The 14882-nt window shown below is 75.0% G+C and carries 8 protein-coding genes and 2 pseudogenes; 6 read left to right on the top strand and 4 right to left on the bottom strand.

All coding sequences use genetic code 11. The features are described 5' to 3' along the window. Window positions 1-42 precede the first annotated feature (42 nt). Together ACIGG8_RS05535 and ACIGG8_RS05530 are read right to left on the bottom strand one after the other, a co-directional pair. Window positions 43-2997 carry an RNA repair domain-containing protein gene (locus ACIGG8_RS05535; protein ID WP_396545963.1) on the bottom strand — a complete coding sequence of 985 codons (2955 nt, stop codon included), beginning with the start codon at window positions 2995-2997 and terminating at the stop codon, window positions 43-45. A 6-nt stretch (window positions 2998-3003) separates the two neighbouring features. Continuing rightward, window positions 3004-4806, bottom strand: a complete 1803-nt coding sequence (locus tag ACIGG8_RS05530; RefSeq protein ID WP_396545962.1) for an RNA ligase family protein — start codon at window positions 4804-4806, stop codon at window positions 3004-3006. A gap of 227 nt (window positions 4807-5033) precedes the next feature. Here ACIGG8_RS05530 and ACIGG8_RS05525 point away from each other — a divergent pair, with 227 nt between their 5' ends. Together ACIGG8_RS05525 and ACIGG8_RS05520 are read left to right on the top strand one after the other, a co-directional pair. Then, window positions 5034-5819, top strand: a complete 786-nt coding sequence (locus tag ACIGG8_RS05525) for a class I SAM-dependent methyltransferase (protein ID WP_350522869.1) — start codon at window positions 5034-5036, stop codon at window positions 5817-5819. A 182-nt stretch (window positions 5820-6001) separates the two neighbouring features. Further along, window positions 6002-7348 (top strand): DUF2254 domain-containing protein, encoded by a 1347-nt coding sequence (locus ACIGG8_RS05520; RefSeq protein ID WP_396545961.1) that lies wholly within the window; start codon window positions 6002-6004, stop codon window positions 7346-7348. A 44-nt stretch (window positions 7349-7392) separates the two neighbouring features. On the opposite strand, the gene ACIGG8_RS05515 is transcribed toward ACIGG8_RS05520, so the two are convergent. Further along, the gene (locus ACIGG8_RS05515) at window positions 7393-8037 is read right to left on the bottom strand and encodes a hypothetical protein (protein WP_396545960.1); all 645 of its coding nucleotides are present in this window, start codon (window positions 8035-8037) and stop codon (window positions 7393-7395) included. Between the two features lie 208 nt (window positions 8038-8245). Further along, window positions 8246-10084, bottom strand: a complete 1839-nt coding sequence (locus ACIGG8_RS05510; protein ID WP_396545959.1) for a glycoside hydrolase family 15 protein — start codon at window positions 10082-10084, stop codon at window positions 8246-8248. Between the two features lie 454 nt (window positions 10085-10538). Between ACIGG8_RS05510 and ACIGG8_RS05505 the strand changes: the two genes are divergently transcribed. The 4 genes and pseudogenes from ACIGG8_RS05505 to ACIGG8_RS05490 all read left to right on the top strand — a co-directional run bounded on the left by ACIGG8_RS05505 (window position 10539) and on the right by ACIGG8_RS05490 (window position 14874). Then, window positions 10539-11228 carry a GPP34 family phosphoprotein gene (locus ACIGG8_RS05505; RefSeq protein ID WP_396545958.1) on the top strand — a complete coding sequence of 230 codons (690 nt, stop codon included), beginning with the start codon at window positions 10539-10541 and terminating at the stop codon, window positions 11226-11228. A gap of 312 nt (window positions 11229-11540) precedes the next feature. Beyond that, window positions 11541-12158 (top strand): annotated as a pseudogene (locus tag ACIGG8_RS05500) (carbohydrate binding domain-containing protein); the annotation flags it as partial. A gap of 198 nt (window positions 12159-12356) precedes the next feature. Continuing rightward, window positions 12357-13322 (top strand): annotated as a pseudogene (locus tag ACIGG8_RS05495) (chitinase); the annotation flags it as partial. A gap of 223 nt (window positions 13323-13545) precedes the next feature. Beyond that, a complete protein-coding gene (locus ACIGG8_RS05490; protein WP_396545957.1) occupies window positions 13546-14874 on the top strand; it encodes a peptide ligase PGM1-related protein in 1329 nt (442 codons plus the stop codon). Window positions 14875-14882 lie beyond the last annotated feature (8 nt).

The raw sequence follows: 14882 nt of genomic DNA, 5'->3' as shown, positions 1-14882 counted from the left end.
GACGGCGTCCGGCGGGCGAGGACGTCCGGCGGGAAGCGGCGTTCAGCGGGTGAGGGTGGGGACCGCGCCGCCGTCGACGTGCTCGATGCGGACGCCGGGGAGGTGGCGGCACCAGGCGGCGGTGAGCGGGGCGAGGCGGTCCGCGGTGAGCGGGGTACCGGCGGGGCCGAGGCCGATGGGGAAGTGGGTACGGCCGTCGGACGTCCGGTAGGGCTGCGGCCAGGCGTGCAGGTGGGTGCCGCCGGCCTCCTCCAGCGCGGCCAGGAGCGTACGGAGGCGGCCGCGGACCAGCCCGACGGACTCCTCCGCGGCGGTGACCACGGCCCAGGCGGCGTGCCGGCGGTGGAGCGGGGGCGGGGCGAGCAGGGCGGGCCAGGGGTCGGTGCTCTCCGTGACGAGCTCCCAGGCGCGGTACAGCTCCTCGGCGAGCAGGTCGCGGGTGTCCGCGCCGACCTGGGTGGTGCAGCTGCGGACGGGGGAGGAGGGGGTGAGGACGGTCAGCGGTTCCGGCCGGCGGTCGGTCAGGCCGTCGGCGAGGGAGTCGGCGGAGTCGAGGGAGACGGGCCGGCGCCAGTCCCAGCCCGCCCAGGTCTCGGCGAACTGCCGGAAGAGGCCGCCGTCCGTGTCCGGGCCGTCCGTGTCCCGGCCGTCCGTGTCCTCGGTGGACTCGCTCGCGGTGCCTGCGTCGTCCAGGACGGTGCGTGCGGCGAGCACCGACCAGGCGAGCGACGGGAGTTGGCCGAACGGTGCCGAGTCCAGGCCGCGGGCCCGGGCCCACGCCTTGACCTGGCGGGCCAGCCGGACGAAGCGGTCGTGCCGTTCGCCGAGTGCCGTCAGGATCGCCTCGGCGTCGGTGACGGCGCTCAGTGCGACGGCCTCCGCCTCGCCCAACTCGGCCCGCCGGTCGACGGCTCGGGCCGGGTCGAGCGAGCCGGTGAAGACGACGACGAGATCGACGGACAGCCCGTCCGCGGCCAGCCGCAGCCCCGGTACCCGGGCGCCGCGCACCTCGCGCAGCTGCCGGGCGTCCGGCAGCGCGGCCGCGATCCGGGCGCGGACGCCGGACAGGTCGGCCGGGCCGGGCAGGGCCGCCACCAGGTCCAGGTCGGCTCCGTCCAGCTGACAGCCCAGCCGCCGCGAGCCGACGACGTGGACCGCGCCGTCGGGCAGCGCCGCCGCGATGCGCCGGGCCAACTCCGTTGCGGCGGACGTCCGTCGGGGTGACTCCGGCCGCGGCGAGACGGTCGCCTCGTCGCGCACCGGACGCACCTCGCCCGTCCCCAGCGCGATCACCGCGCGCGGCCGCATCGGCTCGGCGCCCCGGCGGGAGAGCACCACCAGCTCGCCGACCCGGACCGGGACCGCGTCGAGCCCGGCCGCGCAGTCGGCGGCCACCCGCTGCGGATCGGTGCTGCGCCCGAGGGTCAGGTGCGGCGTGAACCCCTCCGCCCGGCCTCGGCAGCGGGGGAAGCGGCGTTCCAGCGCGTGCCGCAGCGCCGCCCACGGCTCGGCGGAGGCGGCGGCCGGGTCGAGCCAGACGGTGGCGTCCTCGCGGTGACCGAAGGTGTGCACGCCCTCCAGCCGCGCCGTGAACGGGTCCACCTCGGCGGCGGCCGCGCCCAGCAGCGGCAGGGCGCGGTCGAACTCGGCCTCCGGGACGAAGCCGAACAGCAGGTTGACGTGCGGCGGCCAGCGGTGCACCTGCGGGTCGTGCGCGGTGCGCAGCCGCTGGATCGGCGGCCACAGCTCCTCGGGCGGCAGCCAGGCGACGGCGGTGCGGGCGGTGGGCGCGGCTGCGAGGAAGTCCGGAGCCCCGGCCTCGGACCCGCCCGTTCCGGCGTCGGCCCCGCCCGCTCCGCCGAGGGTGAGGTCCACGGCGACGCCGTAGTGGTCGGAGGGGTGCAGTCCGTCGGTGGTCGGGCGGTCGCCGAGCAGCCCGGCGGCGGTGACGCGGGTGCTGTCGGAGCGGTGCAGGACGCGGTCGATCCGGCCGGGGCGGCCGGTCAGCGAGGAGACGGCGGCGAGCGGGTTGACCGTCGGGTCGAAGGTGGGGGTGTCGTCGGACGGCCCGTGCACCTGGGTCCAGGCGTCCCGCAGGCCCAGGGCGGCGGCCGGGCCCGAGGAGCCGGAGCGGGCGTCGTTGAAGTCCCCGAGCAGCAGCAGTTCGCCCTCGATGCCGCCCAAGCCCTCGGCCAGCTCGGTGAGTTCGGCCTCGCGGCGGGTCGCGCCGTCCGACGAGTGGTCGCTGCTGAGGTGGACGGCGGCGACCGTCAGCGGTTCGCCGGCGGTCCGTACGGTGATCGCGGTGACGGCCTTGTGCGGGCCCAGGGCGTGCCGCCCGGCCTCCAGGACGGGCAGCCGGCTGAGCAGCAGCAGGCCGTGCTCGTCGGCGTCCCGCCCGAGCGGGTCGGTGTTCAGGGTGTACCCGGCGCGGACCCAGGGCGCCGCCAGCAGCAGGGCGACCAGGGCCGGTTCGACCTCCTGCAGGGCGATGACGTCGGCGTCGGCGGCTTCGAGCGCGGCGAGCAGCAGCGGGCGGCGGCGGGCGGTGGCGATCCGGTCGGCGTCGTAGCGGTCCCACAGGGTGTTCCAGGTGACCACGCGCAGGCCGGTGACCGCCGGGGCCGCGGTGCGGTCGGCGCCCGGGGCGGGGGTGTGGGCGGCCTCCGCGTGGGCGGCCAGCCAGCCGTCGTCCGGCCGCCAGGCGTACGGGGTCGTGGCCGCGAAGAATGGCGGGCGCAGGCGGCGCGGAGCGGTGCGGCGTCCGGCCTCGGTGGTGTCGAGCACGTCCACGCCGGACGGGCGGTCCCAGACCACCACGCCGTCGGCCTCGACCCGCTGCACCCGGTGCCAGGGGATGTCCCCGGAGGCGGCGAACGCCTCCAGCGGGATGCGCTCGGTGCGGTCGTCGCGCTGGCGCACGCCCAGGGTGAACCGGGCCGGGTCGAACCGGGCGTCCCAGCGGATGCGCTGGCAGATCTGTTCGATGGGACGCATCGGTCCTCAGTCCTCCTCGGCGTCGAGCGTGCCCGCCGTGTCTTCCACGGTGCCACCGGCGCCGACGTACCAGGTGCGGTGCGCCTGGCCGGCGTGCGGCGGGCTGAAGCGGTGCAGCTGTGCGGTCAGCACGTCGGCCGGCACCGGGTGCGGCCGGACGGCGTTGCGGCGCAGCAGTTCGTCCTCGTCGACCACCAGCACCACCTGGGTGACCAGGGCGTCGCGGCGCTGCGCGACGGCGTGGACGTGGGAGCGCTGCTGCCGGTTGAGGGAGGTGGCGTCCCAGACGACGGTGGCACCAAAGGCACCAAAGGCACTAGAGGCACTAGAGGCACCAAAGGCACCGGGCTCACCGGGTGCACCAGGTGCGCTCGGGGCGGCGAGGGCGGCGTCCAGCCGGGCCAGGCCCTCGCGCAGCACCACGGCGTTGTCGCGCTGGTCGGCGCGCGAGCCCCGGGCGGCGCGCAGGTCGTCCAGGCTGATCCGGGTGGCGACACCGGTCAGCCCGGCGGCGAAGGTGCTCTTGCCGCTGCCGGACGGGCCGCACAGGTGCAGCAGCCGGGGGAAGCGGCCGTCCCGCAGGCGCCAGGTGGCCGCGACGGCCTCCTCCGCGGTGGAGATCCTGCCCCGTGCGTACGCCTCGCGGGCCTGCGCCCAGCAGCGGTCGGCGGCGTCCCGGTCGAGGCCGGCCAGGGCCTCGCGCAGGCCGCTGCGCAGCCGGGCGAGCGGCCCGCCGTCGTCGTCGAGCAGCCCGGCGTCCTCGGCGTGCAGGGCCGACCAGGCGACCTGCTCGCGCTCCGCCGTCCCCGGGGCGGCGGCCGCGGCGACGGCGTGCAGCACGTCGAGGTCGGCGGCGCAGGACAGCCGGACCAGCCCGGCGCGGCGGTCCTCGTCCGGGTACGGCCGGTGCAGGCCGGGGTGCAGCGCGACCAGGTCGGCGACCCTCCGGGCCAGCGGCAGACCGAGCGGCCCGGCCAGCCGCGCCGCCGGGTACTGCCGGGGCCCGGCGCGCAGCACGGTGGCGAGCACCCCGGCCAGCCGGGCGTCCCCGCCGCGGCCGAGCTCGTCCAGCCGGGCCGACACCTCCGCCGGCTCCTCCGGCCGGCAGGTCAGTTCGGGGATCCCCAACGCGGCCGCCAGGGCGGACAGTTCGGGCAGCGCACCGGACCGTACGGACCACAGCGCGGAAGCCGGGCCGAGCCCGTTCTCCACCACGGCGGCGTGCATCCAGTGGGTGTCGGTGCGCACGTGGTGCGGGCGGACCCACTTGGCGACCCGCTCGCCGAACTCCGCCCGGTCGAAGCCCCGGACGGTCCGGACGACGTAGCCCTCCTGCCGGTCCAGGTCCAACTTCAGGGCGCGCAGGGCGCGTTCGTCGTAGCGGCCGCGCCACAGCACCCGGGGCGCCGGGACGCCGAGGCGGCGCAGGAAGCGGACGGTGTCGTCCCAGTCCAGGCAGCGGTCGCGGTCCGTCCAGACCGAGAAGCCGTAGAACCAGCTCTCCAGGTCGGTGTACGGGATCGAGTGCCGGGCGAACAGGTTCTCGCCGCAGATCCGCCAGCCGTCCGGGATCCGCCCGCCGATCCGGCCCTGCAGGCCCTTCACCCAGGCGCGGGAGGGGTGGTGGGCCGAGTCCAGCGAGCGGGCGTGCAGGCCGTCGGAGTAGAGGGTGGTGTTCTCGCCGTCGAGCTTCTCGGTGACGACGACCTCGGCACCGGTCAGCGCGGTGAGGTCCCCGGTCCGTACGTCGTCCGCCGCCGCCCCGGGTGACCAGGGAAGATGCGGAGTCCGGGGGTAGTGCACGCGCATGGCCGGGGCTCCTGTGAGGGTGGTTGATCCGGCGGACACTGTAGGAGTGGCCGTCGCGCGCGGGCCAGCGAATTAGCGCGGGGCGCGGGCCGCCCGGCGTCGTCGCCCGGCGCCGTCGCCTGTGCGCCGCCGCGGCGACACGCGGGCAGGAACGTCCCTGCAGGTGCGCGGCCGTCGGCCGGGGTGCAATGGGCGCGCCCCACACGCCGTCAGAGGGAGGCCGCCCGGTGGAGACGAGGACGAGGGACGCGGACCCGGTCCGCGTACTGGACGTGGCGAGCGCCGACTACCGACGGGTGTTCGAGCTGTTCCTCGCCGGGACGGACGAGAAGCCCCTCACCCACGCCCGGCTGAGCGAACTCGTCGCCGCCCTGCCGCACCGCCGGGTCCTGCTGGACCTCGGGGCGGGCGACGGCCGCACCACCGCCCACCTGGCCCGGTCCTTCGACCGGACGGTGGCGGTCGAGCCCAGCGCCGCGATGCGCGAGAAGCTCCGCACCACCTGCCCCGACGCCCTCGTCCTCCCGGACCGGCTCGACCGGGTCCGGCCGCCCGAGCCCGCCGACCTCGTCCACCTCTCGCACGTGCTCTACTACGTGCCCGAGCCGGACTGGCCCGCCACCGTCACCCGCGCCCTCGACTGGACGGCCCCCGGCGGCACCCTGCTGGTCGTCCTGCAGAACCCGGAGAGCCCGTGCATGCGGATGGCCGCCCACTTCACCGGCGTTCGCTACGACCTGGGCCCCCTCGTCGACCTCCTGCGCGAACGGCACCCGGCGGACGACGTCACCCTGGAAACCCTCGACCTCCACTACCGCACGCCCCACCTCGCCGAGGCCGTGGACGTCGCCGAGTTCATGGTCAACGTCGCCGACCTCGCCACCCTCGACCCCCGCCCCTCCCGCGCCGCCCTGACCGCCTACGTCCGGGACCACTTCGCCCGCCCCGACGGCACCTACGCCATCGGCCACACCCAGGACATGCTGATCGCCCGCCGCACCCCCGCCGCCTGACCGCCCGGGCCCGCCCCCGCATCCCGTACCCCTGACGCTGCACCCCGCACGCTGCGCCCCGGCGCCGCGTCGGCTCGGCCGGCCGGCCAACCGTCCGCCCCACCCTCCCGTCACCCGCAGGTCCGAGTGTTTAGGGTGGATTCGTCCGGTCGGCGCCGGAGCGGAGCGACGGAGGTGGTGGCGTGATCCGCGGGGTCCACCTGGAGGCGCAGTGGCGCCGGGAGGCGCTGCGGACGAACCTGTGGGTCGTGCCGGTCCTGGAGGTCGTGCTCGCCGCGCTGCTGTTCGCCGTCACCTGGTCCCTTGACCGGGCCGCCTACCGGGGGGACGTGGACCTGCCGTCCTGGGTCGTCAGCGGCACCGCCGACGCCGCCCGGCAGATCCTCGCCGCCATCGCGGCGGCCCTGATCACCGTCGTGGGCGTGGTGTTCTCGATCATGATCGTGACGCTGACCCTGGCCTCCACCCAGTTCGGCCCGCGCATGCTGCGGACCTTCATCCGGGACCGCACCACCCAGCTGACCCTGGGCACCCTCGTCGGCACGTTCGTGTACGCGATGCTCTCGCTGGTCGTCATCGGACCGGCCTCGCACGGTGACCTCGTGCCGCACCTGTCCATCACCGTCTGCATGGCACTGGTGATGGCCGACGTGGCCGTGCTGATCTACTTCATCCACCACATCGCCACGTCCATCCAGCTGCCCAGGGTCATCGCCGGCATCGCGGCGGAGCTCTCCGAGGCGATCGAGGCGGGGGCGGGCGAACCGGAGCGGGCCGCAGTGGCCACCGCCGGGCCCTCGGCGGCCGAACTGCACGCCCGGCTCGACCGCTCGGGCGCGGCCGTCCCGGCGCCGGCCAGCGGCTACCTGCAGTTCGTCCGGCACCGCACGCTGGTGCGGATGGCGGCGGAGCTCGATGCCGTCATCCGGTTGGACCACCGGCCCGGACACTTCCTGGTGCAGGGGCACCCGCTCGCCACGGTCTGGCCCGCCGAGGCGGCGCCCGAGGTGGCCCGGAGCTTCGCCCGCGCCCACGTCACCGGCTCGACCCGGACGCTCGCCCAGGACATCGCCTTCGCCGTCGACCAGCTGGTGGAGATCGCCATCCGGGCGCTGTCCACCGCGGTGAACGACACCTTCACCGCCCTGACCTGCGTCGACTGGCTCGGCGAGGGCCTGTGCCGGGTCGCCGCGGGCTGGCACCCGAACCCGGTCCACCGGGACGCGAGCGGGCACATCCGGGTGATGACCGCCCCCGTGAGCTACGAGCGGCTGGTCCAGCGCGCCTTCGAGAAGATCCGCCAGGCCGCCGTCGGCATGCCCGCCGTGCTGATCCGCCAGCTCGACGTCCTCGCGGAGATCATGTCGGAGACGACGACCGAGCAGCAGCGCGAGGTGCTCCTCGCCCAGGCCGGGATGATCGAACGCCTCGGCCGCGAGTCGGTGACCGAACCGGCCGACCGCGACGACGTGCACCGCCGCTACCTGGCCGTCCTCGCCGTCCACGCCGACCTCACCGGGCGGGGCTGAACGGCGCCCGAGGCGGCTGGGCGGGCGGCGGCGTCCAAGGGGGTTCAGGTGCACCAGAACAGCAGCCGGGTGCAGCTCGGTGTGGCCGTCGGGCCGGTCGGGTGCTGGGTGGGGGAGGTCGGCGGGACGGGGCCGGTGTTCGGCGGGGGCGTGCTCGGGGCGGGCTTCGCGGGCGGGTCCGCCGGAACCGGGGCGGCGGACACGGCCGGGCCCGAGGGGGACGACGCGGTCGGGGCGGTGCCGGACGGCCTGGGTCGGGTGGTGGTGGCCGACGGCTGCGGGCGGGCCGTGGCGGTGGCCGTCGTGGTGGCCGGCGCCGGTGCGGCCGGGACGCCGGGGGTGGCCGCGGTGTGCTGCGAGGGCGATTCGGCGCCCGCGGAGGCCGGGGCCACCGCACCGTCCGAGTTGCCGCCGGACAGCACGACGGCGGCCAGTCCGCAGACCACCACCCCGGCGGCCGACACGGCCAGCACCGTGCCCCGCGGCCGGCCCTGCCGCCGCCGGGCCGAGCGCCGTCCGGACTGGCGTGCCGACCGGCGTGGCGGTGCGGACGCGTCGGCGGAGCCCTCGCCCGGTGGCGTGGGCCGCGGGCCCGCCGCCTCCCCGGTCGTGGGTTCGGCGGCCCGGCCGCAGCCGGGGCAGGAGAGCGCGCCGTTGAGGTGGCGTCGGCAGGGCGTGCAGTAACTCATGGGATCTCTTCGGTAGGTGCGGCATGACCTGGATCCCGACGGCGACTGCCACGCCCCCCGCAGGCCGGGCCGGATCGGATGCGAGCGTACGCAGATCAAGCCGGTCCGCGACACCCGCGCGGCGCGAGGCTTCTGCGCGGGTCGGGTGTGGTTCGTGTGACGGTGGATGACGCGTGTGACGCCCGTGCCGGTTTCCGCGGGGCGGCCGTCAGCCCAGGGCGCGGTCCAGGTTGAAGGCGGCGCTGATCAGCGACAGGTGGGTGAACGCCTGGGGGAAGTTGCCGAGTTGTTCGCCGGTCCGGCCGATCTCCTCCGCGAACAGGCCCACGTGGTTGGCGTAGGTGAGCATCTTCTCGAAGGCCAGCCGGGCCTCCTCCAGCCGGCCCGCCCGGGCCAGCGCCTCGACGTACCAGAAGGAGCAGATCGAGAACGTGCCCTCGGAGCCCTGCAGGCCGTCCGGACTGGCCGCCGGGTCGTAGCGGTACACCAGGGAGTCGGAGACCAGGTCCGAGGTGAGCACGTCCAGGGTGGAGAGCCACTTGGGGTCGGTGGGCGAGACGAACTTGGCCATCGGCATCATCAGCAGGGACGCGTCGAGCACCTCGTCGTCCAGCCCCTGGACGAACGCGCCGCGCTCGGTCGACCAGCCGCGGTCCATGATCTGCCGGTAGATCGTGTCGCGGGCCCGGCGCCAGCGCAGCAGGTCGGCGGGGAGGCCGCGCCGGTTCGCGATCCGGATCGCCCGCTCCAGCGCGACCCAGCACATCAGCCGCGAGTACACGAAGTCGCGCCGCCCGGCCCTGGTCTCCCAGATCCCCTCGTCGGGCTGGTCCCAGTGGTCGCAGAGCCAGTCCACCACGCCACCGACCTCGTCCCAGTGGCCGCTGCTGATCGGCTGCCCCCACTTGTCGTAGAGGTAGACCGAGTCGATCAGGGCGCCGTAGATGTCCAGTTGGAGCTGCCCGGTGGCGGCGTTCCCCACCCGCACCGGCGCGGAACCGAGGTGGCCCTCCAGATGGGACAGCTCCCGCTCGGGCAGCTCGCGGCGCCCGTCGATGCCGTACATGATCTGCAGCGGACCGGTGTCCCTGGTGCCCCGCATGATCCCGTGCTCGGAGATGAAGCCCATGAACGCCTCGGCCTCCGAGGTGAAGCCCAGGCGGAGCATGGCGTAGATGCAGAAGGCCGCGTCGCGCACCCAGACGTAGCGGTAGTCCCAGTTGCGCTCGCCGCCGACCTGCTCGGGCAGGCTGGTGGTCGGCGCGGCGACGATCGCGCCGGTGGGCGCGTAGGTGAGCAGCTTCAGCACCAGGGCCGAGCGGTGCACCATCTCCCGCCACCGCCCGTGGTACTGCGACTGGTGCAGCCAGCGGCGCCAGAACCGGACGGTGGCCTCGAACTGTTGCTGCGCCTCCCAGGCGGGGCACGCCCGCGGGCCCACGTCGGCGCTCACCCGGTCGAGGGCGAACACCGCGGACTCGCCCTCCAGCAGTTTGAACCGCGCGGACACGTCGACGCCGTCGGTCTCGACCGGCACGGTGGCGGTCAGTGCCACCGACAGGCCGGCGGAGTGGAACACCGCGTGGCCGTCCCGGAGTTCGACCGTGTGCGGCTCCGCCCCGTAGCCGAACCGCGGGGCGACCTTCGCCCGGAACGGGAGCACCCCGCGGACGCAGATCACCCGCCGGATCAGCCGGTGGCGGTCCGCCTCGCGGGACTCGTCGACGACGGGCATGACGTCCTGGATCTCCGCCACGCCGTCCGCGGCGAAGAACCGCGTGATCAGGACGTTGGTGTCGGGGAAGTAGAACTGCCGGGTGCGGGACGGCACGTCCGCGGACAGTTCGAAGCTGCCGCCCCGGTCGGCGTCGAGGACGGACGCGAAGATGCTGGGCGCGTCGAAGCGCGGGCAGCAGTACCAGTCGATGGTGCCGTCGGTGGCGACGAGCGCGGCGGTACGGAGATCACCGATCAGGCCGTGTTCGGAGATCGGCAGGTACCGGGAACGGCTCAGCTCGCCGAATCCGCCGTTGCCGTTCTGAGCCATGGCGGCCTCCTCACCCGTTGGCGCGGGGTGGCGCCGGGTATCGAGCCGAATGTCTCGTTTCATGCTAGATCGCCGGGCGTCGGGACGCCGAAGCGAACCGGCTCCCGGTGGCGCAGAGCGAACGGTCGGCACGGGGTGTGTGCAGGAGGTCCCGGCTGCACGGTGGGGCCCGGTTTCACGGGATCCGCTGCTCCCGGGAAGGACGATCTGCTGGTCCGGGAGGATCGGGCCGCCGTCTGTGACGACGTCAGAACCTGGTGCTCACTCATCGGCACCGTGGCGTCGACCCTGCCCCGCTCGAACGCCGGGCGCCTGCGCGACGTAGGCTGCGGGGCTCGGGCCGGGCGGGTGGGAACCGGGCTTCCGGTGCACGCGTTCCCGGCTGAGGACACCCGGGTGCGGCGGCCGTCGAGCCGCTGCCGGGTGGCCGGTTCGCACAGGGAAAGGAATGCACATGCACGTCACCCTCGCCGAGGAGCTGATGCTGCTCTCGCTGGACGACGAGTCCGGCGTGGCGAAGGACGGTTCGAGCGCCGGGTGGGCGGCGGCGGGAGGCCTGCTCGCCGACCTCGCACTGGCCGGGCGGATCGCGGTCGACGAGGGCAGGCTCGCCGTCACCGACCGGACCCCGACCGGTGAGCCGCTGCTCGACGACTGCCTGGAGCGGCTCGCCGCGTGGGTCGAGCGCAAGGCCCCCGGCAAGGCGAAGGCGGCGGACTGGCTCACCAAGGACCACCCCGTGGCGGTCCGCTCCGCGGTGCAGCGGCTGTGCGAACGCGGTCTGGTCGTCGAGGAGCGCCGCCGGGTCCTCGGCCTCTTCCCGGTCCGCCGCTACCCGGAGGCGGACGGCTCCGTCGAGCGCGAACTCCGCGCGCGGCTGGCCGGCGTGATCCGGCACCACGCGACCCCGGACGTCCGCACCGCGACCCTGATAGCCCTGCTGCACGCCGCCCGGCTGCACGGTCTGGCGTTCCCCGACCTCCCGCGTGCGCGGGTCGAGCTGCGCTTCGGGGAGATCGCCGCGGGTGACTGGGCGGGCGAGTCCGTCGGCCAGGCGATCCGGAACATGCAGGTCGCCATTGCGGCCATCACCGCCGTGACCGTCGCCACGGCGGCCACGGCCGCCACCGTGGCCGCCGGCTGACGGTCGCCGGCTGCCGGCTGCCGGCTGCCGGCTGACGGTCCGACGGCCCCCGGGCCCGCCCCCGCGTCGGGGCGGGCCCGGTCCTGTTCCCGGGGCGGCCCGCCGCCCGGGGTGCTCCGGCCGTCGCCCTCCGGCGGGAGCCTCAAGTGGTCCAGACCTACTGCAATTGGTCCAGACCTATTGACGGGCCCGGTCGCCCCTCCTACGATCCCGTCCGGCACAGCCCCACATGTCCCCACCTCACCCGGAGCCGGGCGTCACGCCCCCACGCGCTGGTCATGCCCATGGCGCTCGGCGGGAAGGGAGCACAGCATGTTCCGTCGGAAGTCGCGTACGCCACGCCCGTCGGGCGGGTCCCGCCCCTGCCCGGATCCCGGCCGCGTCGACGGCGCCCGGGCCGGGGCCGAACCGCACCGCGCGCCGCGCCCGCAGCGGGCGTCCGTGCAGCGCGCACCGCGGGTGAACCGGGCGGGCCGCACCGGGCACGGGCCGACCGTGCTGCGGCGCTCGCTCGCCGGGGCGAGCGCCGCCGCCCTGATCGGTGCCGGCATCGCCGTGGTCGGCACCGTCACGGCCGGGGCCGCCACCACCAACCTGGTGGCGAACCCCGGATTCGAGAACGGGCTCTCCGGCTGGACCTGCTCCGGCGGCTCCGGTGCGGCCGTCGGCAGTCCGGTCCACTCCGGCGCCGCCGCGCTCAAGGCCACGCCGGCCGGCTCGGACGACGCCCAGTGCACCCAGACCGTCAGCGTGCAGCCCGACTCCCAGTACACGCTGAGCGCCTACGTCCAGGGCAGTTACGTCTACCTCGGCGCCACCGGCACCGGCATCACCGGCACGCCGTCCACCTGGACGCCGAACAACGCCTCGTACGGCCTGCTCAGCGTCGGCTTCACCACCGGGCCGAACACCACCTCGGTGACCGTCTACCTGCACGGCTGGTACGGCCAGCCCGCGTACTACGCGGACGACGTCTCGCTCACCGGCCCCGGCGGCAGCAGCCCCACGCCCACCGCGACCACGCCCACGACGACCCCGCCCACCACGCCGCCGCCCACCACCACCCCGCCCACCACGCCGCCGCCCACGTCGACCCCGCCGACGACGCCGCCGCCCACCACCACCCCGCCGGGCGCTGACACCTGCCCCACGAAGCCCCGGCCGTCCGGCAAGGTCCTGCAGGGCTACTGGGAGAACTGGGACGGCGCCGCGAACGGCGTCCACCCCGGCATGGGCTGGGTGCCCATCACGGACAGCCGGATCGCCGCGCACGGCTACAACGTCATCAACGCCGCCTTCCCGGTGATCCTCTCGGACGGCACCGTCCTGTGGCAGGACGGCATGGACGCCGGCGTCAAGGTCTCGACCCCCGCCGAGATGTGCCGGGCCAAGGCCGCCGGGGCGACCGTCCTGATGTCGATCGGCGGTGCCGCCGCCGGCATCGACCTGAGCTCCGGCGCCGTCGCCGACCGGTTCGTGGCGACCGTCGTCCCGATCCTCCAGAAGTACAACTTCGACGGGATCGACATCGACATCGAGACCGGCCTGTCCGGCAGCGGCAGCATCGGCACGCTGTCCGCGTCCCAGGCCAACCTGGTGCGCATCATCGACGGCGTGCTGGCCCGGATGCCCGCGGGCTTCGGCCTGACGATGGCCCCCGAGACCGCGTACGTCACCGGCGGCAGCGTCACCTACGGCTCGATCTGGGGAGCCTACCTGCCGATCATCAAGAAGTACGCCGACAACGGGCAGCTGTGGTGGCTGAACATGCAGTACTACAACGGCAGCATGTACGGCTGCTCCGGCGACTCCTACCAGGCCGGCACCGTCCAGGGCTTCACCGTGCAGACCACGTGCCTGAACAACGGCCTGACCATCCAGGGCACCACCGTCAGGGTGCCCTACGACAAGCAGGTGCCCGGCCTGCCGGCCCAGCCCGGCGCGGGCGGCGGCTACCTGGACCCCGGCCTGGTCGGGCAGGCGTGGAACGCCTTCGGCGGTTCACTGAAGGGGCTGATGACCTGGTCGGTCAACTGGGACGGCTCCAAGGGCTGGACCTTCGGCGACAACGTCCGCTCCCTGCAACGTCGTTGAGCACCCGCTGACAGAACGGGACGGTCTGCCCCGGCCACCGGTGCTCCGAGGTGGCCGGGGCAGCCCGCCCCGGCCCGGCGCCGCCGGTTGTTCGGCGTTTTGTTCAATGACCGAGGGCCGAACCAGAACAACCCCGGTGCGCTACACCAGTAGCGCACGCCACACCCGTGCCGTGCGTGGGACCAGGGCCGCAACAGCGCCGAACGCCGGGAGAGTCCACCAGATGACGACGCTCTGCATCGCGAACAACCGCACCGAGGAGATGGTCGGGGACCTCACCGGGATGACGCCGCTGGAGCAGCGGTTCGCCGGGTGCGGGGCGCAGCGGATGCTCTGGTGGGCCGAGGACGGCGACGTCCTGGTGCTGCCCTGGGGCCCGGACCCGGAGTACCTGGCGTACGTCACCGGGCTGACCGGCGTACGGGCCGACAGCCTGACCTTCGTGGTGCCGCCGCCGGGCGTCGAGGGCGACCAGATGCTCACCACCGACCGCCTGGCGGACCCGGGCTTCCGGGCGGAGCTGCGCCGCGTCCTGGACGGCCGCACCGTCGAGGAGGTGCTGGCGATCTCGCCGAACGGTGCGGTGGCCGACCTGGCGGCCGCGCTCGGCCTCGCGCACGCCATGCCCGGTCAGCCCTTCGCGGCCCAGGGCGGCAACGCGCTGGTCAACAGCAAGGCCGGGTTCCGGGCGGTGGCCGCCGGCACCGGGGTGCCGATCCCGCCCGGGCGGGTGGCCGGCTCGCCCGCGGAGGTCGAGGCGGCCGTCGAGGACCTGCTGGCGCAGGGGCACAGCGTGATGGTGAAGGTCGAGTTCCAGGCGGGCGGGTTCGGCAACGAGGTCCTCTCCCGGGACGAGCGGGTGGAGGTGGCGGCCGGTGCCGAACGGGTCGTCCCGCTGCCGGACCGGGCGGCGGTGGCCGCGTACGTGGCCGAGCGGTGGACCTGGCTGACCGGCGGCCGCGGCCAACGGGTCGTGGTGGAGCGGTACTTCACCGACTCCGCGGCGCTGTACGCCCAGTTCCTGGTCGACGACGCGGCCGTGGTGCTCTCCGGCTGCGGCGAGATGGTCATGCAGCCGGTGGTGATCGGGGAGATCACCCCGCCGGTCACCCCGGACGCCGACGTCCGGGCCGAACTCGTCGCGCAGGGCGCCCGGTTGTGCGAGGCGCTGAGGGTGATCGGCTACCGCGGCACGGTCAGCGCGGACGCCGTGCTGACCCCCAAGGGCGAGATCTACTTCCACGAGACCAACGGGCGGCTCACCGGCTCCAGCCACCTGCACGACGCCTTCTTCGGCCGCCTGCTGCGCGAGGAGCACCGCGGCTCGCGCTACATCCTGGAGCTCGCCGGCCTCAAGGTGCCCTCCTTCGCGGCGGCCGTGACGGCGATCGCCGACGCCGGGCTGGCCTTCGACCCGCGGACCGGCACCGGCGTGGTCTACAGCTGCGACTTCGCGCCCGCCGACGGCTCGGTGATGTACTGCGTGCTCGCCGAGACCCCGGAAGCCACCCGTGCCCTGGAGGCCCGGCTGCTCGCGCTCTTCGCCGGATGAGACCGGAA

The organism is Kitasatospora sp. NPDC085464, from assembly GCF_044541955.1.
Classification (GTDB): domain Bacteria; phylum Actinomycetota; class Actinomycetes; order Streptomycetales; family Streptomycetaceae; genus Kitasatospora.
This window is presented reverse-complemented; position numbering and strand designations above follow the sequence as displayed.